Origin of the sequence: Mycobacterium scrofulaceum (genome assembly GCF_002086735.1) — a bacterium.
Lineage (GTDB): Bacteria > Actinomycetota > Actinomycetes > Mycobacteriales > Mycobacteriaceae > Mycobacterium > Mycobacterium scrofulaceum.
Genome location: NZ_MVIJ01000007.1, coordinates 129,688 through 156,651 on the forward strand (window position 1 = coordinate 129,688; position 26,964 = coordinate 156,651).

Below are 26,964 nucleotides of genomic sequence, written 5' to 3' on the forward strand. Positions count from 1 at the left end.
TGACGATTGAGTCGTCCAGATTGAGGAGACTTCCGTGCCGAACCGACGCCGACGCAAGCTTTCGACAGCCATGAGCGCGGTCGCCGCCCTGGCAGTGGCGAGTCCTTGCGCATACTTCCTGGTCTACGAGTCGACGGCCGGCACCAAGCCGTCCGAGCACCACGACTTCAAGCAGGCGGCCGTGATGACCGACCTGCCCGGCGAGCTGATGGGCGCGCTGTCCCAGGGGCTCTCGCAGTTCGGGATCAACCTGCCCCCGGTGCCCGCGCTGAGCGGGGGTGCAACCGGCACTCCCGGGCTGACCAGCCCCGGCCTGGGCACGCCGGGACTCGGCACGCCGGGACTCGGCACGCCGGGACTCGGGACGCCGGGACTCACCAGTCCGGGCTTGACGAGCCCGGGCCTGACCAGCCCCGGCCTGACCAGCCCCGGCTTGACCAGCCCCGGCCTGACGAGCCCCGGCCTGACGAGCCCGGGCCTGGCGCCGACGACGCCGGGGCTCACCGCGCCCGGCGCGCTGCCGACCACCCCGGGCGCCGGGGTGGCGACCCCGGGCGCCGGGCTCAACCCGGCGCTGTCCAATCCCGGGCTGACCAGCCCGGCCGGGATCGCCCCCGGACTGGGCAGCCCGACGGCTGGCGGCGAGGTGCCGATCACCGCCCCGGCCAGCCTGGACCCGGGCGCCGACGGGACCTACCCGATCCTGGGCGACCCGTCCTCGTTCGGGCCCGCCTCACCGATCGGTGGCGGCACCGGCCTCGGCGGCGGCAGCGGTAGCTCCGGCGGCGGCGGTCTCGTCAACGACGTGATGCAGGCGGCCAACCAACTGGGCGCCGGGCAGGCCATCGACCTGCTCAAGGGCTTGGTGATGCCCGCGATCACGCAAGGCATGCAGCAGGGCGCCGCGGGTGCTCTGCCGGGCGCCGCCGGTGCCCTGCCCGCCGCCGCGGGTGCCCTCCCGGGCGCGGCCGGTGCCCTGCCGGGTGCCGCGGGCGCTCTGCCGGGCGCGGCCGCGGGTGCCCTGCCGGCCGCCGCGGGAGCAGCCGGTGCGTTGCCGGCGGCCGCCGCGGCACCGGTTTTGCCTCCCGTCTAGACCTACAGGGGAACCCTCCAACCAGACGGCACCGCAGATTCTTCTGCGGTGCCGTCGATTTTGGAGCAGATTTGCGCCGCCCGACCCGTGTCGCCTCATCATTAACAGGAGAAACACACGTAACATCGCCTGGTGTCTCCTAGTCGCGGGCCGACGACATTGCTCACCGCCATCGCGGCGACCGTCGTCATCGTCTCCTGGGTGGCAGGCACGTCCCGCGACCGCGAGGCCGCCGGACCGCCGGCCCCCCACGACACCCAACTGGCCGAACAGCCGCTGGTCGGGCTGGGCGCCGGGGTCACCGTGCGCGAGATCAGCCAGGCCACCCCGTTCTCACTCGTCGCGCTCACCGGCGACCTGGCCGGCACGTCGACCCGGGTGCGGGCGCGGCACGCCGACGGTTCGTGGGGACCGTGGTATCAGACGGAGTACGAAACCGCGGCGCCCGACGGGGCGACCACGACCGGGCCGCTGGAGGGTCCGCGCGGCACCGACCCGGTGTTCGTCGGCACCACCACGACCGTCCAGATCGCGGTCACCCGTCCGATCGATGCGCCGCTGACCCAACCCCCGCCGGCACCGGCGACCGACACCGGCCTGGGCTACAAGCCGGCGTCGCGGGAACAACCCTTCGGGCAGAACATCTCCGCGATCCTGATCTCCCCGCCGCAGGCGCCGGCGAAAGCCCAGTGGACGCCGCCGTCCGGAGTGTTGATGCCGGGCCAGGCGCCGGCCATCATCAGCCGGGCGGAATGGGGCGCCGACGAGTCGCTGCGATGCGGTAGTCCGCAGTACGACAATGGGATTCGCGCGGCCGTCGTGCACCACACCGCGGGCAGCAACGACTATTCGCCGCTGGAATCGGCCGGCATCGTCAAGGCCATCTACACCTACCACAGCAAGACCCTCGGCTGGTGCGACATCGCCTACAACGCCCTGGTCGACAAGTACGGCCAGGTGTTCGAGGGCAGCGCCGGGGGGCTCACCAAGGCGGTCGAGGCCTTCCACACCGGCGGATTCAACCGCAACACCTGGGGTGTGGCGATGATCGGCAACTTCGACGACGTACCGCCGACGCCGCTGCAGCTGCGGACCGTGGGGCGGTTGCTCGGCTGGCGGCTGGGCCTGGACGGCGTCGACCCCAAGGGCATCGTGCAATTGGAGTCGGCCGGCAGCCACTACACCAACTTTCCCGCCGGCGCCGTCGCGACGCTGCCCACCATCTTCACCCACCGCGACGTCGGGAACACCGATTGCCCCGGCAATGCCGCCTACGCGCTCATGGACGAAATTCGTGATGTCGCTTCGCATTTCAACGATCCCCCGGAGGAGCTGCTGCAGGCTCTGCGAGGCGGCGCGATCTATGACCACTGGCTGGCGATCGGTGGCGTGAAAAGCGTGCTGGGCGCGCCGACCTCACCGGAAGGCGACGCCGAAGGTGGCGCGCGCTACGTCACTTTCGCCAAGGGCGCGATGTACTGGTCACCCGAGACCGGCCCCCAGCCCGTCACCGGCGCCATCTACGACGCCTGGGCGTCGCTGAGCTACGAACGCGGTCCGCTGGGGCTGCCCACCAGCGCGGAAATCCAAGAGCCACTGCAGATCACGCAGAACTTCCAGCATGGAACCCTGAACTACGAGCGGCTCACCGGAAACGTCACCGAGGTCGCCGAGGGAATCACGACGCCGCTCGCGACGCAATCGCCGAGCGGCCCGACCGTCCCGCCCGAACACTTCTCGCTGCCGGCCCACCCGTCCGCCACCTAGCCGGGCTCGCGGGTCACAGCCACCAGCGTTCCAGCACCCGTCCGACCCCGTCGTCGTTGTTGGCGGCGGTGACCTCGTCGGCCACGGCGAGGACCTCGGGGTGCGCGTTGCCCATCGCCACGCCGTGGCCGGCCCAGCGCAGCATCGGCAGGTCGTTGGGCATGTCGCCGAACGCCACCACCTCCCCGCTGTCGATCTGCAGGGGCCGGGCGACCTCGTCCACACCGGTGGCCTTGCTGGTGCCCAACGGCACGATTTCGACCAGGCCGTTGTTGGTCGAGTAGGTGATGTCGCCCTCGATGCCCACGTGCTTGGCCAGCTCGGCGGCCATGTCGGCGCTGCGCGCCCCGCTCCGCCGGATCAGCAGCTTGATCGCCGGGGCGCTGAGCAGGTCCTCGATCGACACCTCGGTGTTGTCCGGGTTCAGCCAGGCGTGCTCGTAGCCGGGCGAGCTGATGAACTGCGGGGTCGCGGTGTCGTGGGCGCGTTCGCCGATTCGTTCGACGGCCAGGCCCGCGCCCGGGATGACGCGCGTCGCCAGCTCCGCCAGCTCGGCCAGGGTGTCGACGGGCAGCATGCGCGCCGACACCACGCGGTCGGTTGCGGGGTCGTAGATGACGGCGCCGTTGGCGCACACCGCGGTCGGCGCGAAGCCGAGCGCGTCGACGACGGGACGGATCCAGCGCGGCGGGCGGCCGGTCGCCACGACGAAGGTCACGCCGGCGGCGACGGCGGCGCGCACGGCGTCGCGGGTGCGCGGGGTGATGGTTTCGTTGTCGTCGAACAGGGTGCCGTCGACATCGCAGGCGATGAGCGCGGGCTGAGTCACTGTGCGGTCATCTGGACGGTTCCGGGTTGGCAGCTCGCCGGTGTGATCAATGCACTCCGCTCTGGTTCTGTCCCGGTCGCGTCACGCCGTCGGTGCCGTACTTCTGCATCCGCGCCTGCAATTCCGACAGGCGCATCGCGCGGGAATCTTCCTGGGTGGGTGCGGCGCCGCCGAGCCGCCGCGGCACCCAGAATTCCCCCTCGGGGTGTGGGTACTCCTCCTGCACCCGGTACAGCAACGCATTCATCGCCTCGCGCAGCGCCTCGTTGAGCTGCTCGGGCGTGCCGTGCGGCGGCAGCGGCCGCCCGGCGGCGACGGTGATCGGGACCTTGTTGCGCCATACCTTCTTCGGATGATCCTTCGGCCAGATCCGGTGGGCACCCCAGACGATCATCGGGACGATCGGCACCCCGGCTTCCAGCGCCATGCGGGCCGCGCCGGTCTTGAACGCGCGCAGCTCGAAACTACGGCTGATGGTGGCTTCCGGGTGCATCCCGATCAGCTCGCCCTGCCGCAGCCGCTGCACGGCCGTCTCGAAGGCGTCGTGTCCGGTCCTGCGGTCCACCGGGATCAGCCTGGCGTGGTTGATGACGTAGTTGACCGCCTTCACTTCGGCCATCTCCGCCTTGATCATGAAGTACGCGCGCCGGCCGCGCTCCCGCACGGCCAGCAGCGTCGGCAGCCAGTCCAGGTAGCTGGTGTGGTTCTGGGCCAGCAGGGCGCCGCCCCGCTCGGGGATGTTCTCCAGGCCGAGGTAGGTGAACTTCGTCCCCTGCATCGCGACCATCGGCGGCACGACCCACTCGCACAGCCGGTAAAACCCCTCGGGCACTGCCTCCTCCTTCGCCTACCGCGACGACGGTCCGCCGCGACCGGATTCCCGCGCCGCGGCTTCCTCCGCCTCGATCCGGGCGGCCTCCGCCATGGTCGGTGCCCCGCCGCCCAGCCGGCGCGGCGTCCAGTACGCCCCCGGTTCGTGCGGATAGCGCTGTTGCACCTGGTGCAGCAGCGCGGTCATCGACTCGCGCAGCGCGGCGTCGGTCCGCGCGATGTCTTCGGCCGCCCGCACGGGCGCGCCCACCTGCACTTTAATCGGCACCCCGGCGCGGCCCAGGTTGCGCGGGTGGTCCTTGGTCCAGATTCGGTGCGCGCCCCAGACGATCACCGGGACGATCGGCACCTCGGCTTCGATCGCCATGCGGGCGGCGCCCGTCTTGAAATCCTTGAGCTCGAAGCTGCGGCTGATCGTGGCCTCCGGGTACACGCCGACCAGTTCGCCCTCGCGCAGCCGCTGCACGGCCACCGCGTAGGCGCCGGCCCCGGCGCCGCGGTCCACCGGAATGGTCCGGGTGTGCTTGATCAGGAAATTGACGACCTTCACCTGCTGCATCTCGGCCTTGATCATGAACCTGAGCCGGCGGCGCCGGCGATGCACGGCCAGCGCGGCGGGCAGAAAGTCGACGTAGCTGGTGTGGTTGATCGCGATCACGGCGCCACCGGAGTCGGGGATGTGCTCCTCGCCGCCGTAGGAGATCTGGGCGCCGGTGGCCAGAACCGCCAGCCGAGCCATGACCTCGAGCGTGCGGAAGATCGGCTCCACCATCGATCGCTACTCCGGCGCTCCCGTGGACCGACCCCGGCGCGCCGCGCGAGCGGCCGCATCTTCGGCGTCCATCCGGGCGGCTTCGGCCAGCGACGGGGCGCCGCCGCCCAACCGGCGCGGCACCCAGAACTCACCGGCCGGGTGCGGCCCGTACATTTCCTGCGCCCGCTCCAGCAGGTGTTGCATCCGCGAATGCAGCAGTCCCTTCAGCTCCTCGACGCCCAGCGTCGGTGCGATCGGCTCGCCGACGAGCACGACGATGGGCACCTTCGGGCGAAACAGCTTCTTGGGATGCCCCTTGGTCCAGATGCGCTGCGCGCCCCAGACGATCACCGGAACGATCGGCACGCCGGCCTCGACCGCCATCCGGGCGGCACCCGACTTGAATTCCTTGATCTCGAAGCTGCGGCTGATCGTGGCTTCCGGGTAGACGCCGACCAGTTCGCCGTCCTTGAGGTTCCTGACCGCTTCCTCGTAGGACGCGGCCCCATCCTGCCGGTTCACGGAGATGTGCCGCAGGCTGCGCATGATGGGGCCCGTGATCTTGTGGTCGAACACCTCCTGCTTGGCCATGAACCGCACCTTGCGGCCCAGACGCTGCTGGTAGGCGGGCAGGCCCGCGAACGTGAAATCGAGGTAGCCGGTGTGGTTGATCGCGATGACCGCACCACCGCTTTTCGGCAGGTTTTCGACGCCCGCGACCGTGATCTTGAGACCCTGAACGCGCCAGGCCAACCGGGCAAGTTGGATGACAGTCCCGTATACCGGTTCCACAGCCGCTCAGCCTAGTGCTCCTGGCTGTGAGTCACCCGAAGTGCCGAAAACAGGCAGCACACCAGCCGGTTGCGCCGCGCCGAAGACGCCGCCCCCGCGCTAAGCTCGGGGGCTGAAAAGTCGTTACCCCGGCCGCGGGCCGCGGAGTGCGCATGAGCGGCTCCAGGAAGGTGTTTGTGCAGGTCACGAGCGTAGGTCACGCCGGTTTTCTGATCGAGACCACCGCGGGCAGCATCCTGTGCGACCCCTGGGTCAACCCCGCGTACTTCGGCTCCTGGTTCCCGTTCCCCGACAACAGCGGACTGGACTGGGACCGACTGGGCGACTGCGACTACCTGTACCTGTCGCACCTGCACAAGGATCACTTCGACGCCAAGAACCTGGCCGAACACGTCAACAAGGACGCGGTGGTGCTGCTGCCCGACTTTCCGGTGCCGGACCTGCGAAACGCGTTGCAAGAGCTCGGTTTCTACCGGTTCGTCGAGACCAGCACCTCGGTCAAGCACCGGGTCAGCGGCCCCAAGGGCGACCTCGACGTCATGATCATCGCCCTCCGGGCGCCCGCCGACGGCCCGCTCGGCGACTCGGCGCTCGTGGTTTCCGACGGCGTGACAACGGCTTTCAACATGAACGACGCCCGGCCGGTCGATCTGGACGTGCTGGCCTCGGCCTTCGGCCGCATCGACGTGCACATGCTGCAGTACTCCGGCGCGATCTGGTACCCGATGGTCTACGACATGCCGGCGCGCGCCAAGGAGTCGTTCGGTGTGCAAAAGCGCCAGCGGCAGATGGACCGCGCCCGCCAGTACATCGCCCAGGTCGGCGCGACGTGGGTCATCCCGTCCGCCGGCCCGCCGTGCTTCCTGGACCCCGAGCTGCGCCACCTCAACGACGACCACGGCGATGCGGCCAACATCTTCCCGGACCAGATGGTGTTCCTCGACCAGATGCGCGGCCACGGGCACGACGGCGGACTGTTGATGATCCCCGGCTCGACCGCGGACTTCACCGCCAACGCGCTGAACTCGCTGACTCACCCGCTGCCCGACGATCAGGTCGAGGCCATCTTCACCACGGGGAAGCAGGCCTACATCGCCGACTACGCCGGGCGCATGGCGCCCGTCCTCGCCGCGGAGCGCGCGAACTGGGCCCCCGCAACGGGGGAACCCCTGCTGGAGCCGCTGCGTGCGCTGTTCGAGCCGATCATGTCGGCCAGCGACGAGATCTGCGACGGCATCGGCTATCCCGTCGAACTCGTGATCGGGCCCGAAACCGTCATCCTGGACTTCCCGAAACGCGCGGTGCGCGAACGCATTCCCGACGAGAAGGTCCGCTACGGGTTCGCCATCGCGCCGGAGTTGGTCCGCACCGTGCTGCGCGATCGGGAACCGGACTGGGTCAACACCATCTTCCTGTCCACCCGGTTCAGGGCCTGGCGCGTCGGCGGCTACAACGAATACCTCTACACCTTCTTCAAGTGCCTGACCGACGAACGAATCGCCTACGCCGACGGCTGGTTCGCCGAGACGCACGACGATTCGTCTTCGGTGACGCTGGACGGCTGGGAGATTCAGCGCCGCTGCCCCCACCTGAAGGCCGATCTGTCGAAATTCGGTGTGGTGGAGGGCGATACGTTGACCTGCAACCTGCACGGTTGGCAGTGGCGATTGGACGACGGGCGCTGCCTGACGGCACGGGGCCACCAACTGCGGAGTTCACGGGCATGAGCGACGGCAAGCGTCAGTCCTACGACGACGGCCTGGTTCAGCTCGACCGCGCGGCGATCACTCTGCGCCGCTATCACTTCCCGTCCGGCACGTCCAAAGTCATTGCCCTGGATTCGATCCGCGGATACAAGTCCGAGGGGCTGGGCCTGTTCACCCAGCGATTCCGGATCTGGGGCAGCTCGGACTTCCGCCGCTGGCTGCCGCTGGACATGAGCCGGCCGTTCAAGTCGACCTTGATCACGCTGGACGTGCCCGGCATCCGGCCCAGGCCCGCCTTCACACCGGCGCGCCCCGAAGAGTTCACGGCCTTGCTGGACGAATTGCTAAGTCAGCGCGGTTAGCGGCGCGCGCGAGTGCGCGAGGGCCCGGCGGCCCCCGCCGTCGGCGACCCGCACATACGCCGACCGCACCGCCTGGATGTACCGGCCAACCGATTCGCGGGCGACCGGGTTGTCGGGGAACAGCACGGTCACCTTGGTCTCGTGCTGGAGCCGGATCACCCACAGCGAAACCTGGTGGGAGACCCTGCCTTCGTCGTAGATCCGAAAGTTCAAGTCCGAGTTGGCGACAGACGACAGGGGCGCGATGCTGGCGTCGAGGAACGACATCACGAAGTTGCCGGGACGCGGCCTGCCCAGACCCGCTTCGGGCGGCGCCAACTCCAGCACCCGGTCGAACGGCACGGTCGCCAGCTCGATGCCCGAGTCGAACGACGCCTGCGCCGATCGGGCCGCATCCTCGAAGATCCCCGCGTCGACGCCTACCGCGATCGGGACCAGGCCGGTGAACCAGCCCGTCGTCATCAACTCCGTCGGCGTCGTGCGGGTGTCGGTGGTGGTCACCACCGAAAACGTCTCGGCACCGGTCAATTCGCGGTGGGTGAGCCCCGCACAACCGAACACGCCGCCGCTGAAGCGGGCGCCCGCGTCGACGCAGGCGCGCTCGAATCGCTCCGTCTGCCGCTCGTCGAGCAGCGTCTCGGTGACGAGTTTGCCGGCGTAGGGCACCGAGAGGTCGCCGAGGGGCAGCGGGAAATACGGCAGCGTCCCACCGTTGCCGGCGGCGAACTCGATCCAGGCGCGCACCCCGGGCGAGTCCGCGGTCAGCGCGGCCATGTCCTCGCGCTGCCGCAGGCAGTAGTCGGCGTAGCGGCCCGCCTCCGGAAGTTCGACGGGTGCGTCGCCGCCGATCAGGGCCGCGTACATCATGTGGATCTCGGTGAAGAGGACGCCGACGATCATCGGATCGACGCACAGATGCGCGATGCTCGCGTAGAAGGTGAAATGACCGTCGCTTTGCACTATCCCGAAGAAGAAGCAATCCCATTGCAACGGCTGCGGGGTCGATATGTGCTCACGCAACTCCTGCGCGGTCAGCCGGCCGTGCCGGGTAGGGACGAGTTCGATATCCGCCGGGTTGGCGACGGTGTGCCGGACGATGTCGCCGTCATCCCGGTACTCGAACCAGCTGTGGTAGGTGTCGTGCCGACGAATGTGCGCGTTGATCGCGTAATTCATGGCGCGGACGTCACAGCGGCCGGGGATGTCCCAGGTGAAGATCATCAAGCGCGACATGTCCAGACCCCGCGCCGCGTGGTCGCTGTAGCGCCGAAGGTGTTGCGCTTGCTGGTAACTGGGCGGCACCGGACTCGCGGGCGCCGCCGCCGCCGCGGCCTTCGCCGCGGGTGAAGCGTGCCAGCAGATGACGGTGCCGCCCTGTGGTGTCCAGTCTCGGAGTGTCGTTATGCCAAACACTGAATGCCCTACACCTCCGCGCTGTTCGGCTCGGCATAGCGGCCCGCCAAGCGATGCTTTAGGCGAGCTACCGTCCGCTTTTGCTTCACGGAGCCGAGCCCGCCAGTGCGCCCGCAGCCATCCCAGCGGCCAGACGTGGTCACGCAAATCCACGAAATCCCCAGGGGTACACCCACAATGGCGAGAACCGCACCGACAGGCCCGGTCGTCCCAGGATTTCTCCAGCCGCAAGTGGTGCTGCGGGAATCACCAGCATAGCCGCTTTGCGTGACGGACGCCCCGCGAAACCCCTGGCCGGGTTACGTCCAAATTACGGCTGCCTGAACGGAGAACGCCCAGAACCGGTACCGGCGGGTTCGACCGCACGGGTTGTGCGCGTGCGGTACGGTTGCCCAGCATGTGGATCACCGTGCTGGTGCTGGCCGGCGCGGTGATGTTCGAACCGATACGGCTCGGTTTGGTGGTCCTGTTGCTCAGCAGGCGGCGCCCGCTTGTTCAGCTGCTCGTGTTCCTGGGCGGGGGCTTCGCCATGGGCGTGGGTGCGGGCGTAATAGTGCTCTTCATCCTGCGCGCCGCGCCGGTCGTCGGACACGTCAACGTGGCCGAGGTCCAGATCGCTTCCGGGCTCGTCGCGTTGCTGATCGCGGTCGTGTTGGCCACCAAGGTGTCGCTGCCCAAGCTTGCCCGTCCCGTGCCGGCCGACGCGGCGGCCGGCGGAGGCGGTGGGATCGGCGGCGTCGGCCTGTTGGAAGGGGCGACGCCGAACGGCCGCCGGCCGTTGGCCGAACGCGCGCGCAGATTTTTTCGGGGCGACTCGCTGAGCGTCGCGGCGGTGAGTGGGATGGGGGCCTCGCTGCCATCCGCGAACTACATGGGCTCGATGGCCGCCATCCTCGCCTCGCATGCCGCGCCGGTCACCCAGGTTCAGGCGTTGCTGGCCTTCAACCTGGTGGCGTTCACCGTGGCCGAGATCCCCCTGATCGGTTACCTGGCGGCGCCGCAGAAGACGCGGGCCTTCATGGCCGCGCTGCAAGACTGGCTGCGTTCCCGCGGGCGTCGCGACATCGCCGCGTTGGTGGCGGCCGGCGGTTGCCTGATGCTCGTCCTCGGGGTGACGGGCGCCGGCGCGGGGTAGCATCGCTGCTGTAGCTTCTTGGACAGGCCTGAGGGGAGTTCGTGAACAAACTGCTCGCCGGGGCCGTCGCCGTCGGAATGCTTACGTGGGTAACGGTTTTCGATGACAATGTGGCAGCGGCCGACACGGCTCTGATCGTTCCCGGCACGGCGCCGTCCCCATACGGGCCGCTGAGGTCGCTGTATCACTTCAACCCCGCGATGCAACCTCAGATCGACGCGAACTACTACAGCCCCGCGGCCGTACGGCGCGTCGTGCCCTATCCCGGCAGCTTCTGGCCGGTCACCGGCCTGAATTCGCCGACCGTCAACAGCTCGGTCACCACCGGCGCGGACAATCTCGACGCGGCGATCCGGACCACCGACGGGCCGATCTCCGTGGCCGGGCTGTCTCAGGGCTCGCTGGCGCTCGACCGCGAGCAGGCGCGCCTGGCGCACGATCCCACCGCACCGCCGCCCGGTCAGCTCACATTCATCAAGGCCGGTAACCCAGACAACCTGCTCTACAAGGCGTTCGGGCCCGGGACGCACGTGCCGATCATCGACTACACCGTCCCGCCACCGGTGCAGAGCCAGTACGACACCGTCAACATCGTGGGCCAGTACGACCCGTTCTCCGACCCGCCCAACCACCCCGGCAACCTGCTCGCCGACCTGAACGCGGTTGCCGCGGGAGGGTATTACGGCCACACCGCCACGGCGTTCTCCGACCCCTCCCGCGTGGCTCCCTGGGACGTCACGAGGACGACCAACGGTCTGGGCGGCACCTCCACGACGTATTTCATCCGAAACTCCGAGCTGCCACTGGCCCGGGCGCTGGTCGACGGGGCGGGCATGCCCCCCGAGGCGGTCGGGCCGATCGACGCGGCCCTGCGGCCGCTCGTCGACAGGGCCTACGACCCCGGTCCGGCGCACAACCCGGTCGCGATGATCAACGGCATCGCCCACATCCCCACGATCATCTCCGCCGTCTCGTGGCCCGTCCGCGGCGCCGTCACCGGCGTCAACCTGGCCACCAATTCGCTGGCGGTCGCCAACCTGGCCCGGGCCGTCGCCCCGGGTCCCCGACTCGGCAAGGGCCCGAAAGGGTTGTTGCCGAGGGCCGTCCGCGCGCTGGTCAAGGCCAGGAAGTAGCAACCGCTAGAGCCGCAGCCCGTCGCGCGGCGAAAACCCGATCAACTGTTCGGCCGCCCACACCGGTGTCTTCTGGTCGTCGGGCAGCAGCGGCTTGCGTTTGGCCGGGCGCCGGCGCCGGCGCAGTGGCCACCGGATCGCGGATCCCCAGCCCGACGGCCACCACCAGTTGGCCCGCCCGACCAGCACGGCGATGGCCGGCACGGTCACCGTCCGCAGCAGGAACGTGTCCAGCAGCAGCCCGGTGCCGAGAACGAACCCGCCCTGGATCACCGTGGACAGGCTGGCGAAGACCAGGCCGTACATCGACGCGGCCATGATCAGGCCGGCCGCGGTGATCACGCCACCCGTGGAGGACACCGTCCGGATGACCCCGGAGCGCATTCCCCGCACGGATTCGTCTTTCAGCCGGGAGATGAGCAGCATGTTGTAGTCGGCGCCCACCGCGACCAGGATGACGAACGTCAAACCGGGCACGCTCCAATGCATTTCTTCGCCCAGGAGGAATTGGAACACGATGACGCCGATGCCGAGCGCCGACAGGTACGAGAAGATCACCGTGCCGATCAGGTAGAGCGGTGCGACCACCGCGCGCAGCAGCGCGATCAGAATCAGCAACACCACGCAGATGGTCATCGCGATGATGAACCGCAGGTCGTGATCGGAGTAGTCGCGGGTCTCCTTGAGCACCACGGGCAAACCCACCACCGATACCCTCGCGTCGGCCAGCGTGGTGTTTGGCTGGGCGCCCTGCGCGGCGGCCCTGATGGCGCTCACCTGGTCCATCGCCGCCGTGCTGAACGGATTGCGATCGATCTGGATCAGGTACCGCACGGCATGCCCGTCGGGCGAAACGAAAGCGGCGGCAACCTTTCTCAGCTGGTCGGCGTTCAGCCCGCCGAGCAGGTCCTGCACCCCGCCCGGCAGAGCCGCCGGCTTTCCGCCCTCACCGGTGGCATACGACAACGCTTGGGCGGGAATGTAAAACCCCGACATCGCCGGCGTCGTCGCCTCGTTCTTCATCGACAGCAGGAAGGCGGACGCCTCGCCCAGCCCGAAACCCATCTTCTTGACCTGGTCGACCAAGCGCTGCACGCCGTCGGCCAGTTGGCGGCTGCCGTCCGCGAGGGTGTTGGTCCCCTGCTGCAGGAAATTGATCTTCGCCCGCATGCCGCCCGGGCTGCCCATCCCCAGCGAGCCCATCGCGCCGACGACGGTCGACATCGCCCGGCGCAACCCCGAGACCGTTGCCGCCAGCGTCTGCACCGCCTGCGTCGCCCGCAGCTGGCGCGCCAGCTCCGAGATCTTGCCCAGCGTTCCGTCGTCGCGCGCGGTCACCAGCCGCCGCAGTTCCTCGCGCGCGTTGACGCAGCCGGGCTCGGCGCCGCACATCGGGCTGTTGTCGAGCGCCCCGAGCACCGGGGTGGCCCAATCCGAGTTGTTCGCAACGAAATCGGCGTTCGCCCCGATCGTGTCGCCGAGCGAGCGCATGCCGTTGACCAGGCGCTCGGCGCCATCGAGTTCGGCCAGTGCACGGTTTCCCCCGAAGATGTTCTGCAGCGTCGCCAGGGCGTCGACCAGCCCGCCGACGGCGGACACGGCCTGGTTGACCTGGGTCCGCACGTCACCGAGCTTGCCCGCCATCTGGTTGGCCCCGCCCGCCAAGCGATCGAGGTCGCCGGTGTGGTCGGTGATCTGCTTGGAGCCCGCGTCCAGCTTGTCGCCGACCTCGCCGGCCTGCCACGACGTCTTGGCCTGCTCCAGTGACCGTCCCGTCGGCCGGGTGATGCCCCTGACCATCGCGACGCCCGGCACCTGGCTGACCCGCTGCGCCATCTGCTCGAGGTCGGCGAGGCTCTTCGCCGTGCGCAAGTCCCGCGGCGAGGAGATGAACAGGTACTCCGGGACGATCAGGTTGGTCGAGAAATGCTTGTCCAGGGCGGCGTAGCCCACGGAACTCTCGACGTTGCCGGGCAGGGCCTTTCGATCGTCGTAGTTGTAACGGGCCAGCCCCGCACAGCCGGCCAGAATCACCAGCACGAGCCCGCTGGCCAGCAGATGGGCCTTGGGCCGGCGCACGATGTTGACGCCCGACCGCCGCCAGAAGCGGCGGCTCAGATCGGTGCGTGGCGCGATCCAGCCGCGGCGACCGGCGAGCACGAGCAGGGCCGGCAGCAGGGTGATCGCGGCGAAGAAGACGACGGCCACCGAGATGCCCAGCACCGGTCCGACGGTCCGCAGGATCCCCAGCTGGGTGAAGATCATCCCGAGGAACGTGACCGCCACGGTGGCCGCGGACGCCGCGATCACCTTGCCGATCGAGGCCAGCGCCTTGATGACCGCCTGATCGCTGTCCATGCCCTGCCGCACGTAGTCGTGGTACCGGCTGATCAGGAAGACGGCGTAATCGGTTCCGGCCCCGACCATCATCCCGCTCATGAAGATCACGGTCTGGTTGGCGATGCCCAAGCCGGCCAATCCGACCAGGGCCACCAACCGCTGGGCCACCACCGCGGACATGCCGATCGTCAGCAAGGGCAGCACCATCGTGACCGGGTTCCGGTAGATGACGAGCAGAATGACGAACAACAGCACGACGATGGCGAGCTCGATCCGCGTCCGGTCCCGCTGCCCGGTGATGTTGAGGTCGGAGACGGTGGCGGCGGGCCCGGTCAGGTTCGCCGTCAGCGTGGATCCCGCCACGGTCCGCTTCACCGTGTCGGCCACTTGCGAGTACGCGTGTTTGGACCGGGGCGAGCCGAGATCGCCGGGCAGCCCGATGGGCAGCATCCAGGCCTGGTGATCCTTGCTGGTCATCAGCTCGCGCAGCGGCGGCGTGGTGACGAAATCCTGCACCATCGCCACGTTTCGGGTGTCCCGGCGCAGGGTCTCGACCAGTTTGCGGTAGGTGCCTTCGTCGGCCGGGCTCAACCCGTGGGCGTCGCTGAGCACCACCACCGCGATGCTCTGCAACCCGGCCTCGCCGAACGCGGCGTTCATGTTGCGCGTCGCCACCAACACCGGCGCGTCCGACGGCAGGATGGACACCTGCCGCAGCTGGGAGATCTCTTCCAGCGACGGCGCGGTCAGCGAAAGGGTGCAGGCAAGCGCGACCCAGACGCCGATCACCAGCCACGGCCGTTTCCCGATCAGGCGCCCGAGCCGCGGAAAGAGGCCCACCGCGTCGTCCTGACCAGTGTTCGCTAAGGGCATGGGCACCGCATTCTTTTCAGCGTTGATGCGCCGCCTGCCGGTCGGGGTCGGCGACGGCACGCGCGCGCTCCGCCGCCCCGCCGTCGGCGATGCGGACGCAGACGGATTTTAGGGCACCCAGGTAGCGGTCGACGGAATTTCGGGCAACCGGATGGTCGGGGAACAGCACGCTCGCCGCCGTCTCGTCGAAGCGCCCCACCATCGTGCTCAAGGGATAGGTGACCCTGCCGTCACTGTGCGCACCAACGGTCAGGCCGTCGAACAATTTGGTCATCATCGACAGCGGACTGGCTTGGGCGTCAAAGAAATTCACCAGCCCGAACAAGGGCGGCGGCCTGCGCAGCGACGGCGCCAGTTCCACCACCCGCTCGAAGGGCACCCGCGCCAGGTCCGCCGCCGAATCGAAGGAATTTTGGGCGGTTCGCGCGATGTCGTTGAAGGACAGCCCGGCGACGGGGACGGTGATCGGGATTTGGCCGGTGAACCAGCCCTGCGTCGTCAAGTCCGCCTGCGTGCTGCGGGTGTCCCTCGGGGTGACGCCGAAATACGTTTCCGCGCCGGTCAACTCGTGGACCGCCAGGGCAATGCAGGCGAACATGCCGCCGACGAACCGGGCGTCTGCCCCGACGCACGCGGTTTCGAATCGATGCGTTTGCTCCCCGTCCAGCAGGGTGACGCCCATCAGGTCGCCGGCATGGGGTGCGCTCCGATCGCCCAGTGGCAGGGGGAACGCCGGGAACGTCCCGTCGTTGCGTTCGGCGAAGTCGATCCACGCACGCACCTCCGGCGAGTCGACGGTCAGGGCCGAGGTGTACTCGCGCTGCCGGAGGCAGTAATCGGCATAGCTGCCGGCCGCCGGCAGCTCCAGCGGCGGGTTGCCGCCGATCAGCTCGGCGTACATGGTCTGGAACTCCATGAGTCCCATTCCGACGAACTGCCCGTCGGCGTGCAGGTGATCGATGCTGGCGTAGAAGGTGAAGCCGTCCGGGCGCTGAATCACCCCGAAGCTGAAGCAATCCCACTGCAGCGAGTCGGGCGTGGCCACGATGTGGTCTTGCAACTGTTGGCTGGCCAGTTCGCCGTGGTCGGTCGCGACGAATTCCACGTCCGCCGCGTCGGCCAGGGTGTGCCGCACGATGTGGTCGGCGTCGAAGTACTCGAACCAACTGCGGTAGGTGTCGTGGCGGCGCAGGTGCGCGTTGATGACGTAGGTCATGGCGCGCAGATCGCACCGACCCGGCACCTCGACGGAGGCGATGAGCAGCCGGGAGTGGTCCAGTCCACGGTCGGCCTGTTCGCGCAGGCTCCGCAGGTGCCGGGCCTGGACATAACTGGGTGGCACGGCGCTCGCCGGTGCGGCGAGGGCCTTGGCGCGGGCGGCGGGTGAGGGGTGCCAGGAGTACAACGTGCCGGGTGCCGGCGCCCACTCGTCGACCGTTGAGACGTCCAAGGGCCCGATTCGCACTGCTACCTCCCGTCCTGGGCACCGACGGCGGCGCATGGAAAGGCAGCCGACTGCTCTATCCGGGGGATCCGCCACACACGATGGTGCCGAGGTTCCTGGGTAGCCTAGCCCGCTCCGGAGTGGGCCGCTGGTTTCGGCGTGCCGCCGGGCCGGCGGCCGGAATCGTCAGGCCGTGCGCTCGGCGAGCGCCTGCCGGGCCGCGTTGTAGCCGGGGATGAAGGTGATGCCCGGCCCGCCGTGGCAGCCGGCGCTGCCCAGGTAGAGACCCTCGATCGGAATCGGCTGACCCCGAAACCCCTTGGGGCCGGGCCGGTTCGGACCGATCTGATCGGAGCTCAACAGGCCGTGGCAGTAGTCGCCGCCGGGGGCGCCGAACATCACCCCCATGTGCCTGGGCGTGAACGTGGTGTGCCGGATGATGCTGCGCTCGAAGTTCGGCGCCAGCCGGGTGATCTTGTCGATCACCCGCTGGCCCATCTCGACCTTCGCGTCGCCGTAATCGGCTCCGCCCTCGATCGGGAACCACAGGGCGAACGCGGAGGCGGCGTGCTTGCCCGGGGGCGCCAGGTCCGGGTCGTTTTGCGTGGGGATCTGCAACACGACCGTCGGGTCGGCCGGGACGATTCCGCGCCGAGCGTCCTCCCACTGCCGTTGCACCTCTTCGGGCGTGCAGAACAGGCCGATCGACGCCTGCATCGCGGGGTCGTTGAGCGCCTCGTAGGGCGGGGCGAACTCCGGTGCCTCCTCGAGCGCGAAATGCATCTGCAGGTAGCTGCCGCGGTGGTCGGTCCCGGCGTATCGCTGACGGATGTCGCCGGGCAGCAAGGCGGGGTCGATCAGGTCGTTGAGGGTGACGTCCGGCGCGATGCCGGAGACGACGATCGGGGCGGCCAGCGTGTCGCCGGCCTCCGTGCGCACACCGCGCACCCGCCCGTCGGAGACCAGGATCTCGGTGACCTTGGAACGCAGCCGGACTTCGCCGCCGTGACTTTCCAGCAGCTCGCTCAGGTGCGAGGTGAGGGCGCCGATGCCGCCGCGCAGCTTCTTCATCTGCATGGTGTCCCCGTCGGGGACACCCAGGCCGAAGGCGAGCGCCGCCGCGCTGCCCGGCGTGGCGGGCCCTCGGTAAAGGGTGTTGACGGCCAGCACGGTCATCGAGCCGCGCAGCGCACCGTGCTTCTCGCGGTCCGGGAGGTAGCGGTCCAAGACGTCGGTGACCGAACCGAACAGCATGTCGTCGATGGCCGAGCGTTCGAATTCGTTTGTGGCGCAAGCGTACATCTCGTCGAAAGTCTTGGGCTCCGTGCCCGCCTCGAACCGGCCCAGCGCCCGGGTGGGCGCCTGGCTCCACGCCATCAGCCCCGCCATCCCGTTGACGGCGTCCGCCCCGTGCACCTCGTTGAGGTGGGTGAACAGCTTCATCGGGTCGCTGTACTGGATCAGTGGGTCGTCGCCGACGCCGCGGACCGCCACCGACATCACGTCCAGGTCGATCGTGGGCAGCGTGTCCAGGCCCAGCTCCTCGACCACGACCATCGACGTCGGGAATTGCACCGACCCGGCGATCTCGAACCGGTACCCGTCGAAAAGTTCGACCGTCGAAGCCATCCCGCCGGCGTAGAGCTTGGAATCCAGGCACACCGTCCGCAATCCGGCCTTCTGCAGCAGCACCGCCGCCGCCAGACCGTTGTGCCCGGCACCGATAACTATCGCGTCGTAATCAGACATGTCCTGACCTCCCGCACAGCAGGCTGGCATGCGGCCAAAGTTTTGTCAATTATGACGAAACTGTGGTGACCCAGGTACCGGAGATACCCTCCCTCAGCGATTCCAGCGCGACGTGCGACATCCGCGCCAGCTCACCGAGGGACCGCTCCTCGCCGACCATCCAGGCTTCCATCGCGCCGAACACCGCGGCCGCGATGCAGCGGGCAGTCACGGTAATGCGTAGCCGCGCATCGGGCTTTCGTCGCCCCGCGCAGCTACGCAGCTCCAGTTGCGCTTCGATGGCGTCGGCGAGGTCGGCCTGGACGTCGCGAATGTGGCGATGAATGCGGTCCTGGTCGAGCTCACCACCTCGCATCGCCGCGATTTTCGCCACGGCCTCAACGTCATAGGGGAACGCGAAGATGGCCGACTGAACGGAATCGATGACCGGTTCGTCAGCGGGTCTCGCGCCCAACGCCGCGCGAAACCAGTTCAGTCCGGTGTAGTCGGCAAACAATAGATCGTGCTTGGAGCTGAAATGCCGATAGAAGGTGCGCAGCGAGACTCCGGCGTCGGCCGCGATCTGCTCGGCCGACGTGTCCTCGACCCCCTGGGCCAGGAAGCGCACCATGGCGGCCTGGCGCAACGCCTCACGAGTGCGTTCGCTGCGCGCCGTCTGCGCCGGCCTGACCATGCAAGTAAGTTACCCCAAGCTGCCTTTTGTCACTATTGACAAAACTTTGGCCCGCGGGTCAGACTGCGCGCATGGTCTCGCTTCTTGTGCACGCCGTTCTCGGGCTCAGTGTCATCGGCTGGATTGTCGCCTCGAATTCGAGGGTCTTCGCCCGGCCCCCCGGTGGTCCGCTGTTCTCGCCGCTGGAGTGCGTTTACTACCTCGTCGGCATCGCATCGGTCGCCCTGGGTTGGTACTTCAACATCACCTACGTGGAGCAGTATTCGCACGGCTCCACCAACCCGCTGTGGGGCGAACACGGCAGCTGGGCCGAGTACATCAGGCTGATGTTCACCAACCCGGCCGCCAGTTCCGCCAGCCAGGACTACACGATCGCGAATGTGATTCTGCTGCCGCTGTTTACGATCGTGGACGGCTACCGTCGGGGAATCAGACACCCGTGGCTGTACTTCGTGTCCAGCCTGTTCACCAGCTTCGCGTTCGCGTTCGCCTTCTACTTCGCCACCATGGAGCGCCAGCGCCGGCACGAACAGGCCCGCGAAACGGTGGACGCCTAGGCCCCCGGTTTGGTTGCCCGCCACCGCTGCCGGCCACCGCTGACGTCGGCGCGGACGTCGGTGAATCCGGCGCCCCGGAGCCGCCTCGGCAGATCCTTCGGCGCGACGGGGTTGTAGGTGTCGGCGACGTGGAGCAGCCGGAAGGTCAGGGAGGGGACGCCGTCGCTACCGGCGAAGCTCCCGCCCGGCTGCAGCACCCGGAACGCCTCGGCGAAAAGCCGGTCCTGCAATTCGGCGCTGGGAACGTGGTGCAGCATCGTGAAGCACACCACCGAGCCGAAGTGGTCGGCGGGCAGCCCGGTGACGGTGCCGTCGCCGTGGATGATGCGGGCCCGGTCGCCGTAGCGTCGCTGCAAACGCTCGGCCATCGCGGCATCGACCTCGACAGCGGTGAGCGAATTCGCCCTGTCCAGCAGGGCGCGCGTCGTCGCGCCGTATCCCGGGCCGATTTCCAAAGTGCGAGAGCCCAATTCGACGCCGTCCAACGCCCACGGCAGCAGCTGATCGGCCACCGCCTTCGCCCAGCCCGCCGAGCTGCACCGGCGCCGGTGCAACAGATTCATCGCCATAGCGCCGACGCTATGCCGCCGCTCGCGGTGCGGGCTTCCGATAATCTGCCGGATTATGTCGGAAATCGGCCAGCACCGGCGCGCGACGTCGTCGCAGGCGCTTCCCCCGGGCGCCAAGATCGAGCGGCACCGGCATGCCTTGGACCAGATCGTCTACCCGTCCTCGGGCGCGGTCTCGGTCACCACCGCGGCGGGAACCTGGATCACGCCGGCGAACCGGGCGATCTGGATACCGGCGGGCTGCTGGCACGAACACCGGTTCCACGGGCACACGCAGTTTCACGGTGTCGCCCTGGATCCCGGCCGGTACCGTCGCGCGCCCGCGGCACCGGCCGTGCTCGCGGTCAGCCCGCTGATGCGTGAACTCATCATCGCGTGTTCGCAGAACGCGGGCACCGACTCCGACGAGCACCACCGGATGCTGGCGGTGCTGCACGATCAGCTGCAGGCGACCGGCGCCGGCGAGCCGCTGTGGGTTCCGACGCCCGTCGACGGCCGGCTGCGGGCGGCGTGCGCGCTGATCGCCGGTAACCTGCGCGAGCCGTTGACGTTGCGGCAGCTCGGCGACCGGGTCGGTGTCGGCCAGCGCACGCTGAGCCGGCTGTTTCGCGACGAGCTGGCGATGACGTATCCGCAATGGCGCACGCAGCTGCGGCTGCAACGCGCGCTGGTGCTGCTCGCCGAGCGCCGCGACGTCACGTCGGTGGCCTCCGAATGCGGCTGGGCCACGCCGAGTGCCTTCATCGACACCTACCGGCGGGCCTTCGGGCACACCCCGGGCGCCCGCCGCTTTTAGCCGCCGGGCTCGAGCAGCTCGGTGCCGACGAACGGCACCAGCGCCTCGGGCACCCGCACGCTGCCGTCGGGCTGTTGGTGGTTTTCCAGGATCGCGACCAGCCACCGGGTGGTGCCCAGCGTCCCGTTGAGGGTGGCCGCGGTCTGCGGCTTGCCGCCGTCGTCGCGGTAGCGCGTCGCCAGCCGGCGCGCCTGGAAGGTGGTGCAGTTCGACGTCGACGTCAGCTCGCGGTAGGTGCCCTGCGTGGGAACCCATGCCTCGCAGTCGAACTTGCGGGCGGCCGACGACCCGAGATCGCCGGCGGCGACGTCGATGACCCGGTACGGCACCCCGATGCGGGCCAGCATCTCGCGTTGCCAGCCCAGCAGGCGCTCGTGTTCGGCCTCGGCGTCGGCGGGCTTGCAGTAGACGAAGCCCTCGACCTTGTCGAACTGGTGCACCCGGATGATGCCGCGGGTGTCCTTGCCGTAGCTGCCGGCCTCCCGGCGGAAGCACGACGACCAGCCCGCGTACCGCAGCGGCCCGCCGGACAGATCCAGGATCTCGTCGGCGTGGTAGCCGGCCAGCGGCACCTCGGAGGTGCCGACCAGGTAGAGGTCGTCGGCCTCCACGCGGTAGATCTCGTCGGCGTGGGCGCCGAGGAACCCGGTGCCGGCCATCACCTCCGGGCGCACCAGCACCGGCGGGATCATCGGGATGAAGCCGTTCTCGACGACCAGCCGCAGCGCGAGCTGCAGCAGCCCCAGCTGCAGCAGCGCGCCCCGGCCGGTCAGGAAGTAGAAGCGCGAGCCGGACACCTTGGCGCCGCGCTGCATGTCGATGAGCCCCAGCGACTCCCCCAGCTCGAGGTGGTCCTTCGGGTTCTCCAGCCGGGGGGGTTCGCCCACCACGTCCAGGACGCGGTAGTCGTTTTCCCCGCCGGCGGGGACGCCGTCGATGACGACGTTGGAGATCGCCATGTGTGCGGCGGTGAACGCCGCCTCGGCGGCGGTCTGCTCGCTCTCTGCGGCCTTGACCTGCTCGGCCAATTCCTTAGCGCGCGCCAACCTGGCCGGGCGTTCCTCAGGGGACGCGGCGCCGACGCTCTTGCTGGCGGATTTCTGTTCCGCGCGCAGGGCGTCGGCCGACGAGATCGCCGCCCGGCGCGCGGCATCGGCCGCCAGCAGGGCGTCGACCAGGGCCGGGTCCTCGCCGCGGCTGAGCTGGGAGCGGCGCACGGCGTCCGGGTCTTCCCGTAGCAACTTCAGCTCGATCACGGCCCCGACACTACTTTCACCGGCTCGGCCCGGCGCGCAGAGCATCCCACCACGGCCAGTCGCAGGACTCACATCCGTAACTTTTGTCACGCCGCCCAGGTCCTGCTGTCAGAATGGAGCCGATGTCGCAAGCGCCCGAAACGGACCATCCGGAAGCCCCGGAGGCCGACGCCCCCGCCGCCGAGCCGGAACAGCCGCACGCCGGCTTCCGGTGGCCGCGGAGTCTGCAGGCCCAGGCCACCCGGCGGGCCCTATTGCTCACCGCGTTGGGCGGCCTGCTGATCGCCGGGCTGGTCACCGCGCTGCCGATCGGCGGCACCGGGCCCGGGCGACTGTCCGGCTATCTGGACGGCAACCCCGTTCCCACCACGGGAAGCAAGAGCGACGCCGCCTTCAACAAGGCCGCCGCCGGTGACTGCCTGATGTGGCCCGACACCACCCCCGAATCCGCGAAGACCGTCAACTGCGCCGAGGACCACAAGTTCGAAGTCGCCGAGTCCGTCGACATGCGGACGTTCCCGGGCTCCGAGTACGGGCCCAACGCCGCTCCCCCGTCGCCCGCCCGCATCCAGCAGATCACCCAGGAACAGTGCGAATCCGCGGTGCGCAACTACCTCGGCCCGAAATTCGATCCCAACAGCAAGTTCACCGTCAGCCTGCTGTGGCCCGGCGACCGGGCCTGGCGCCAATCCGGCGAGCGCCGCATGCTCTGTGGCCTGCAACTGCCCGGCATGAACAACCAGCAACAGGCCTTCAAGGGCAAGGTCGCCGACATCGACCAGTCCAAGGTCTGGCCCGCCGGCACCTGCCTGGGCATCGACCCGACGACCAACCAGCCGATCGACGCCCCCGTCGAGTGCGCGGCACCGCACGCGATGGAGGTGACCGGCACGGTCAACCTGGCCGAGAAGTTCCCCGGCGCGCTGCCCGCCGAGCCCGACCAGGACGGCTACATCAAGGATTTGTGCACCAAGATGACGGACGCCTACCTGGCGCCGGTCAAGCTGCGCACCACGACCCTGACGCTGATCTATCCCACCGTTCCGCTGGCCAGCTGGACGGCCGGCAGCCGCGAGGTCGCCTGCAGCATCGGCGCCACGCTGGGCAACGGCGGCTGGGCCACGCTGGTCAACAGCGCCAAGGGCCAACTGCTCATCAACGGGCAGCCGCCGGTGCCGCCCCCCGACATCCCCGAAGAGCGGCTCACCATGCCACCGATACCGCTCCAGGTGCCGGCCCAGGCCCCGCCGAGCCAGGCCAGCGCTCCCCCGGAGATCCCGCCGAACAACCAGCACCTGCCCGGCCAGCAGCCGGTGGTGACGCCGCCGCAGGCGCCCGCATCGGACACCCCGCCCCCGCAGGCGCCGCCCCCCGCGGACGCCGGAGCACCACCGCAGGCGCCACCCCCGCCGGACGGGGGAGCGCCGCCGCCGCCGGCGCCGCCGGAGGCACCGCCCGCGCCGCCGCCGCCCGGGGGCTAGCCGAATGCCCGCGCGGATGGACCCGCAGCGGTTCGACGAGCTGGTGTCCGACGCGCTCGACCTGATCCCGCCCGAGCTGGCGGCGGCGATGGACAACGTCGTCGTCCTGGTCGCCGATCGCCACCCCGAGGACGGCGAACTGCTCGGGCTGTACGAGGGGGTCGCCCTGACCGAGCGCGACTCGGATTACGCCGGATCCCTGCCCGACGCCATCACGATTTATCGTGAGGCGCTGCTGGACGTCTGCGAATCCGACGACGAGGTCGTCGAGGAAGTCGCGATCACGGTGGTCCACGAGATCGCCCACCACTTCGGCATCGACGACGCCCGCCTGGAGGAGCTCGGCTGGGCCTGACGGCCCGTCCGCCATGCCGGGGTCCATGGGCGCGGCATCCCGGATTTGTCCGCGGCCGGTGCTATGAACGGGTTATGAGTGCTGACTGCCGCGACTGCCGGGCAGGCCTAGATCACTGTCACGGCACCATCATCCTGCACGCTCTGCGCCGCTCGGAATGTACGGAGCCGGACTGCTTCAGCCCCGAGCTGTTGCCGCACGCCTTCGTCGTCGACTGCGACGCCGTCGGCTGCGGATGCTGCGAGTCCGTCGCGCTGGCCGTCTGACCGCCCGTCAGCCCATCGGGTCGGTGCTCGAGTGCACCGCGTCCGCGACGGGCTCGGCGCCGGCCTCGGGATAGAACGGCGGTGTCAGGGTCCCCCACCGCACGCAGCTCCAGCGCCCGTCGGTGATCGGCGCCAGCACCACCGATTCGGCGTTGTCGAGGTGGTTGTCCAGCGCGAAGGTGGCTTCCACCCCGGCGAGCACCGCCGCGGCCAGGCGGATGGCCGCGCCGTGGGAGACGACGACGATGTCGCCGCTCCAGTCGTGGTCGTCGAGGTAGCGCAGGCGCAGCTCGGTGAGCACGGGGACGTAGCGGTCCAACACGTCGTTGCCGGTTTCCCCGCCGGGCAGCGGGACGTCGAGGTCGCCGTGATGCCAGCGCTCGTAGATCGCGTTGAATTCGGCGACCGCGTCGTCGTCGCTGCGGTTTTCCAGCCCCCCGACCTGAACCTCGTGGATGCCGGGCATCTCGATCGCGCCCAGCTCGAGCTCGCCGCCGATCACCCCGGCCGTCTGCGACGCGCGGATCGCCACCGAGTGGGCGAGCAGCGCCGGCCGCCCCGCGCGCCGGGCGAAGGCGCGGGCCTGGTCGCGGCCCAGCGGCGTCAGCTCGGCGCCGGGCGGGCGGGTGTCCAGCCTGCGTTCGACGTTGCCGTACGACTGGCCATGCCGCAGGAGCACCAGCCGTCCGGTCATGGCTCGACCTCCCCGGCCGCGGTTTCCGGTTTGCCCTCCCGCAGGCGCGCCAGCCAGCGGGCCGCCTCGTCGGCCGGCGGCGGCAGCACCCCCGCTGGCGAGCCCGTCGGCCAAGATCCCAGGTATCGCACATCCGCACAACGCCGGTGCAGGGCTTTGAGTGCCTCGGCGACGGCGTCGTCGTCGATGTGGCCCACGCAGTCGGCGAAGAAGACGTAGGTGCCCAGCGCGGTCCGGGTCGGCCGGGATTCGATCCGGGTCAGGTCGATGCCGCGGATCCCGAATTCGGTCAGCGCGCCCAGCAGCGCGCCGGGGGCATTGTCGATGCGCAGCACCACCGCCGTCCGGTCGGCTCCGGTGCGGGCCGGCGGCGGCCCCGGCGGGCCGACGAGCAGGAAGCGCGTGCAGGCGTTGGGCTCGTCGACTACGCCGTCGGCCAGGGCGGCCAGCCCCCAGTGGGTGGCGGCCAGCGGCGACGTCACCGCGGCGTCGGCGTGGCCCTCGGCGACCTGGCGCGCCGCGTCGGCGTTGGAGTACGCGGCCCGCAGCTCGGCGTCGGGCAGGTGGACGGCGACCCAGTGCCGCACCTGCGCGGCCGCCACCGAAAACGCCGCCAGCGTGCGCACGTCGGCGGTCGTCCGGCCGGGTTTGACGACGATGCTGAACGCGACGTCCAGGGTGGTTTCGGCGAACACTTGCAGGGGCGAACCGATGGCCAGGCTGTCGAGCGTGGGCGTCACCGACCCGTCGATCGAGTTCTCGATCGGGACGCACGCGTAGTCGGCGCCCCCATCGCGAACGGCGTCCAGCGCCGCGGCGGTGCTGTCGATGGGCAATCGCCGGACCTCGCCGGGACCGCGACCGGGGATCAGACCGGCGGCCGTGATCTGCAGCAGCGCCGCCTCGGTGAACGTCCCTTCCGGACCGAGATAAGCGATGCGGACCACGCCCCAACCCTAGCGGCGAACGGCGCCTTGCGGCTCTTGCGACGTTTCGTCGCCTGAGTTAACTTAGGCTTACCTAATCTAAGGAGCCTCGTGTTACCGCTGACCTGCCCCGCCCCGACGACGGCCGAACGTATCCGGAGCGCGTGTGTCCGCGCCGGCGGCGCGCTCCTGGCACTGGAGACCGTGCACCCGCGCCAGGAGCCGGTCGTCACACCCGTGCACCACCTGCTGCCCGACGGGTCGTTCGCGCTGGCCCTCCCCGCCGACCATGACCCCCGCCCCGCCGACGGGGCGCAGGCGGTGCTCGAGTTGACCGACTATGCCCCGCTCCCGCTGCGGGAGCCGGTCCGCTCGCTGGTGTGGGTGCGCGGACGGCTGCGGGAGTTCCACCCGGCCGAGGTCGCCGGCGCGGTCGACCTGATCGCCGCCGAGTGGCCGCACCCCGCGCTGCTGCAGGTAGACACCCCGCGATGCGCGCCGTCGGACGGGCAGGAACTCCGCTACACGCTGTTCCGGCTGGAGATCGCCTCCGTCGTCGTCACGGACGCCACCGGGGCCGAGCCCGTCAGCGTCGAAGACCTCCTCAGGGCCCGCCCCGACCCGTTCTGCGAGATCGAATCGAACCTGTTGTGGCACTTGGACACCGCGCACAGCGACGTGGTGGCGCGGCTGGTGTCGCGCCTGCCGGCCCCGTTGCGCCGGGGACGGGTACGCCCGCTGGGGCTCGACCGCTACGGCGTGCGGTTCCGCGTCGAGGGCGGGGACCGGGACCACGACGTCCGGCTGCCCTTCCACAAACCGGTGGACGACATGACCGGCCTGCGCCAGGCCATTCGGGTGCTGATGGGTTGCCCGTTCATGAACGGGCTGCGCGCCCGCCCATAGCCGGAGTCGTCGTGCCGGGCCGCCGCGGCCGCGTACGTTAACCGGGTGAACGGCGATCGACCACCGCACCGGCCCGAACCGCGCCCCGAGCCGTCGCAGGTCATTCGCCGCGCGGCTCCGCCCCCGGCACCGGCGGAACAGACGACGCCGCTGCGCCGGCCGACGCCAACGCCGCCACCGCCTCGTCGCGCCGCCAGCCGCGCCGGCGCGCTCCGGGGGCGGTGGGCCGGGGCGGGGGCGGCGACTGCCGGCTTCGCGGTGCGG

At 69.6% G+C, this 26,964-nt stretch carries 24 protein-coding genes and 1 pseudogene; 12 read left to right on the plus strand and 13 right to left on the minus strand.

Going from position 1 to position 26,964, the window contains the following annotated elements:
- The first annotated feature begins 34 nt into the window (after window positions 1-34).
- Together BST44_RS07065 and BST44_RS07070 are read left to right on the plus strand one after the other, a co-directional pair.
- The gene (locus tag BST44_RS07065; RefSeq protein ID WP_208619743.1) at window positions 35-1,093 is read left to right on the plus strand and encodes a PirG; all 1,059 of its coding nucleotides are present in this window, start codon (window positions 35-37) and stop codon (window positions 1,091-1,093) included.
- Window positions 1,094-1,225: 132 nt separating this feature from the next.
- Window positions 1,226-2,860, plus strand: a complete 1,635-nt coding sequence (locus tag BST44_RS07070; RefSeq protein WP_439330700.1) for an N-acetylmuramoyl-L-alanine amidase — start codon at window positions 1,226-1,228, stop codon at window positions 2,858-2,860.
- A gap of 13 nt (window positions 2,861-2,873) precedes the next feature.
- Here the strand turns inward: BST44_RS07070 and BST44_RS07075 are convergent, their stop codons facing one another.
- The 4 genes from BST44_RS07075 to BST44_RS07090 are packed head-to-tail and all read right to left on the minus strand — an operon-like array spanning window position 2,874 to window position 6,066.
- Window positions 2,874-3,689 carry a Cof-type HAD-IIB family hydrolase gene (locus BST44_RS07075; RefSeq protein WP_083176074.1) on the minus strand — a complete coding sequence of 272 codons (816 nt, stop codon included), beginning with the start codon at window positions 3,687-3,689 and terminating at the stop codon, window positions 2,874-2,876.
- Window positions 3,690-3,735: 46 nt separating this feature from the next.
- A complete protein-coding gene (locus tag BST44_RS07080) occupies window positions 3,736-4,521 on the minus strand; it encodes a lysophospholipid acyltransferase family protein (RefSeq protein ID WP_083176076.1) in 786 nt (261 codons plus the stop codon).
- A 15-nt stretch (window positions 4,522-4,536) separates the two neighbouring features.
- Entirely contained in the window at window positions 4,537-5,292 is a 756-nt protein-coding gene (locus tag BST44_RS07085; protein WP_083176078.1) for a lysophospholipid acyltransferase family protein, read from the minus strand.
- Window positions 5,293-5,298: 6 nt separating this feature from the next.
- A complete protein-coding gene (locus BST44_RS07090) occupies window positions 5,299-6,066 on the minus strand; it encodes a lysophospholipid acyltransferase family protein (RefSeq protein WP_083176080.1) in 768 nt (255 codons plus the stop codon).
- A gap of 176 nt (window positions 6,067-6,242) precedes the next feature.
- Between BST44_RS07090 and BST44_RS07095 the strand changes: the two genes are divergently transcribed.
- Together BST44_RS07095 and BST44_RS07100 are read left to right on the plus strand one after the other, a co-directional pair.
- Window positions 6,243-7,793, plus strand: a complete 1,551-nt coding sequence (locus BST44_RS07095; RefSeq protein WP_083176148.1) for an MBL fold metallo-hydrolase — start codon at window positions 6,243-6,245, stop codon at window positions 7,791-7,793.
- Complete coding sequence (locus BST44_RS07100; protein WP_083176082.1) at window positions 7,790-8,134, plus strand: hypothetical protein; 345 nt, start codon at window positions 7,790-7,792, stop codon at window positions 8,132-8,134. Before BST44_RS07095 ends, BST44_RS07100 begins: the two co-directional genes overlap by 4 nt.
- Here the strand turns inward: BST44_RS07100 and BST44_RS07105 are convergent.
- Window positions 8,117-9,547: a condensation domain-containing protein gene (locus BST44_RS07105; protein ID WP_083176084.1), complete on the minus strand. Its 1,431-nt coding sequence runs from the start codon at window positions 9,545-9,547 to the stop codon at window positions 8,117-8,119. The genes BST44_RS07100 and BST44_RS07105 overlap by 18 nt on opposite strands.
- Before the next feature lie 397 nt (window positions 9,548-9,944).
- Between BST44_RS07105 and BST44_RS07110 the strand changes: the two genes are divergently transcribed.
- A complete protein-coding gene (locus BST44_RS07110; RefSeq protein WP_083176150.1) occupies window positions 9,945-10,682 on the plus strand; it encodes a GAP family protein in 738 nt (245 codons plus the stop codon).
- A 41-nt stretch (window positions 10,683-10,723) separates the two neighbouring features.
- Entirely contained in the window at window positions 10,724-11,815 is a 1,092-nt protein-coding gene (locus BST44_RS07115) for a PE-PPE domain-containing protein (RefSeq protein ID WP_083176086.1), read from the plus strand.
- 6 nt (window positions 11,816-11,821) lie between these two features.
- Here BST44_RS07115 and BST44_RS07120 read toward each other — a convergent pair whose 3' ends face one another.
- The 4 genes from BST44_RS07120 to BST44_RS07135 all read right to left on the minus strand — a co-directional run bounded on the left by BST44_RS07120 (window position 11,822) and on the right by BST44_RS07135 (window position 18,894).
- The gene (locus BST44_RS07120; protein WP_083176152.1) at window positions 11,822-15,028 is read right to left on the minus strand and encodes an MMPL/RND family transporter; all 3,207 of its coding nucleotides are present in this window, start codon (window positions 15,026-15,028) and stop codon (window positions 11,822-11,824) included.
- A 16-nt stretch (window positions 15,029-15,044) separates the two neighbouring features.
- Window positions 15,045-16,493: a condensation domain-containing protein gene (locus tag BST44_RS07125; RefSeq protein WP_083176088.1), complete on the minus strand. Its 1,449-nt coding sequence runs from the start codon at window positions 16,491-16,493 to the stop codon at window positions 15,045-15,047.
- 165 nt (window positions 16,494-16,658) lie between these two features.
- Window positions 16,659-18,221, minus strand: a complete 1,563-nt coding sequence (locus tag BST44_RS07130) for a phytoene desaturase family protein (RefSeq protein ID WP_083176090.1) — start codon at window positions 18,219-18,221, stop codon at window positions 16,659-16,661.
- A 49-nt stretch (window positions 18,222-18,270) separates the two neighbouring features.
- The gene (locus BST44_RS07135) at window positions 18,271-18,894 is read right to left on the minus strand and encodes a TetR/AcrR family transcriptional regulator (protein ID WP_083176092.1); all 624 of its coding nucleotides are present in this window, start codon (window positions 18,892-18,894) and stop codon (window positions 18,271-18,273) included.
- 71 nt (window positions 18,895-18,965) lie between these two features.
- Between BST44_RS07135 and BST44_RS07140 the strand changes: the two genes are divergently transcribed.
- Entirely contained in the window at window positions 18,966-19,451 is a 486-nt protein-coding gene (locus tag BST44_RS07140) for a DUF2834 domain-containing protein (RefSeq protein ID WP_083176094.1), read from the plus strand.
- Here the strand turns inward: BST44_RS07140 and BST44_RS07145 are convergent.
- Entirely contained in the window at window positions 19,448-20,020 is a 573-nt protein-coding gene (locus BST44_RS07145; RefSeq protein ID WP_083176096.1) for a class I SAM-dependent methyltransferase, read from the minus strand. The genes BST44_RS07140 and BST44_RS07145 overlap by 4 nt on opposite strands.
- Window positions 20,021-20,075: 55 nt before the next feature.
- Between BST44_RS07145 and BST44_RS07150 the strand changes: the two genes are divergently transcribed.
- Window positions 20,076-20,816 (plus strand): AraC family transcriptional regulator, encoded by a 741-nt coding sequence (locus BST44_RS07150; RefSeq protein ID WP_083176098.1) that lies wholly within the window; start codon window positions 20,076-20,078, stop codon window positions 20,814-20,816.
- Here BST44_RS07150 and serS read toward each other — a convergent pair.
- Window positions 20,813-22,072: a serine--tRNA ligase gene (gene serS / locus BST44_RS07155; protein WP_083176100.1), complete on the minus strand. Its 1,260-nt coding sequence runs from the start codon at window positions 22,070-22,072 to the stop codon at window positions 20,813-20,815. The genes BST44_RS07150 and serS overlap by 4 nt on opposite strands.
- A gap of 113 nt (window positions 22,073-22,185) precedes the next feature.
- On the opposite strand from serS, the gene BST44_RS07160 reads away from it, so the two are divergent.
- The 3 genes and pseudogenes from BST44_RS07160 to BST44_RS07170 all read left to right on the plus strand — a co-directional run bounded on the left by BST44_RS07160 (window position 22,186) and on the right by BST44_RS07170 (window position 24,174).
- Window positions 22,186-23,553, plus strand: coding sequence for a septum formation family protein (locus BST44_RS07160; RefSeq protein ID WP_083176102.1), 1,368 nt, complete (start codon window positions 22,186-22,188; stop codon window positions 23,551-23,553).
- A gap of 4 nt (window positions 23,554-23,557) precedes the next feature.
- A pseudogene (locus BST44_RS07165) lies at window positions 23,558-23,986 on the plus strand (metallopeptidase family protein).
- Window positions 23,983-24,174, plus strand: coding sequence for a hypothetical protein (locus BST44_RS07170; RefSeq protein WP_083176106.1), 192 nt, complete (start codon window positions 23,983-23,985; stop codon window positions 24,172-24,174). The pseudogene BST44_RS07165 and the gene BST44_RS07170 overlap by 4 nt, the downstream one beginning before the upstream one ends.
- 7 nt (window positions 24,175-24,181) lie before the next feature.
- Here BST44_RS07170 and BST44_RS07175 read toward each other — a convergent pair whose 3' ends face one another.
- A complete protein-coding gene (locus BST44_RS07175) occupies window positions 24,182-24,868 on the minus strand; it encodes a histidine phosphatase family protein (protein WP_083176108.1) in 687 nt (228 codons plus the stop codon).
- Window positions 24,865-25,815, minus strand: a complete 951-nt coding sequence (gene pheA, locus BST44_RS07180; RefSeq protein ID WP_083176110.1) for a prephenate dehydratase — start codon at window positions 25,813-25,815, stop codon at window positions 24,865-24,867. Before pheA ends, BST44_RS07175 begins: the two co-directional genes overlap by 4 nt.
- A 90-nt stretch (window positions 25,816-25,905) precedes the next feature.
- Here pheA and BST44_RS07185 point away from each other — a divergent pair, with 90 nt between their 5' ends.
- Window positions 25,906-26,700, plus strand: a complete 795-nt coding sequence (locus BST44_RS07185) for a DUF2470 domain-containing protein (protein WP_083176112.1) — start codon at window positions 25,906-25,908, stop codon at window positions 26,698-26,700.
- Window positions 26,701-26,964 lie beyond the last annotated feature (264 nt).

Bases quoted from the DNA above. Each gene is read 5' to 3' on its own strand.
- BST44_RS07085 (WP_083176078.1), bottom strand. From the start codon at position 5,292: ATGGTGGAGCCGATCTTCCGCACGCTCGAGGTCATGGCTCGGCTGGCG.
- BST44_RS07100 (WP_083176082.1), top strand. From the start codon at position 7,790: ATGAGCGACGGCAAGCGTCAGTCCTACGACGACGGCCTGGTTCAGCTC.
- BST44_RS07110 (WP_083176150.1), top strand. From the start codon at position 9,945: ATGTGGATCACCGTGCTGGTGCTGGCCGGCGCGGTGATGTTCGAACCG.
- BST44_RS07120 (WP_083176152.1), bottom strand. From the start codon at position 15,028: ATGCCCTTAGCGAACACTGGTCAGGACGACGCGGTGGGCCTCTTTCCG.
- BST44_RS07130 (WP_083176090.1), bottom strand. From the start codon at position 18,221: ATGTCTGATTACGACGCGATAGTTATCGGTGCCGGGCACAACGGTCTG.
- BST44_RS07135 (WP_083176092.1), bottom strand. From the start codon at position 18,894: ATGGTCAGGCCGGCGCAGACGGCGCGCAGCGAACGCACTCGTGAGGCG.
- BST44_RS07140 (WP_083176094.1), top strand. From the start codon at position 18,966: ATGGTCTCGCTTCTTGTGCACGCCGTTCTCGGGCTCAGTGTCATCGGC.
- BST44_RS07145 (WP_083176096.1), bottom strand. From the start codon at position 20,020: ATGGCGATGAATCTGTTGCACCGGCGCCGGTGCAGCTCGGCGGGCTGG.
- BST44_RS07150 (WP_083176098.1), top strand. From the start codon at position 20,076: ATGTCGGAAATCGGCCAGCACCGGCGCGCGACGTCGTCGCAGGCGCTT.
- BST44_RS07160 (WP_083176102.1), top strand. From the start codon at position 22,186: ATGGAGCCGATGTCGCAAGCGCCCGAAACGGACCATCCGGAAGCCCCG.
- BST44_RS07170 (WP_083176106.1), top strand. From the start codon at position 23,983: ATGAGTGCTGACTGCCGCGACTGCCGGGCAGGCCTAGATCACTGTCAC.
- BST44_RS07175 (WP_083176108.1), bottom strand. From the start codon at position 24,868: ATGACCGGACGGCTGGTGCTCCTGCGGCATGGCCAGTCGTACGGCAAC.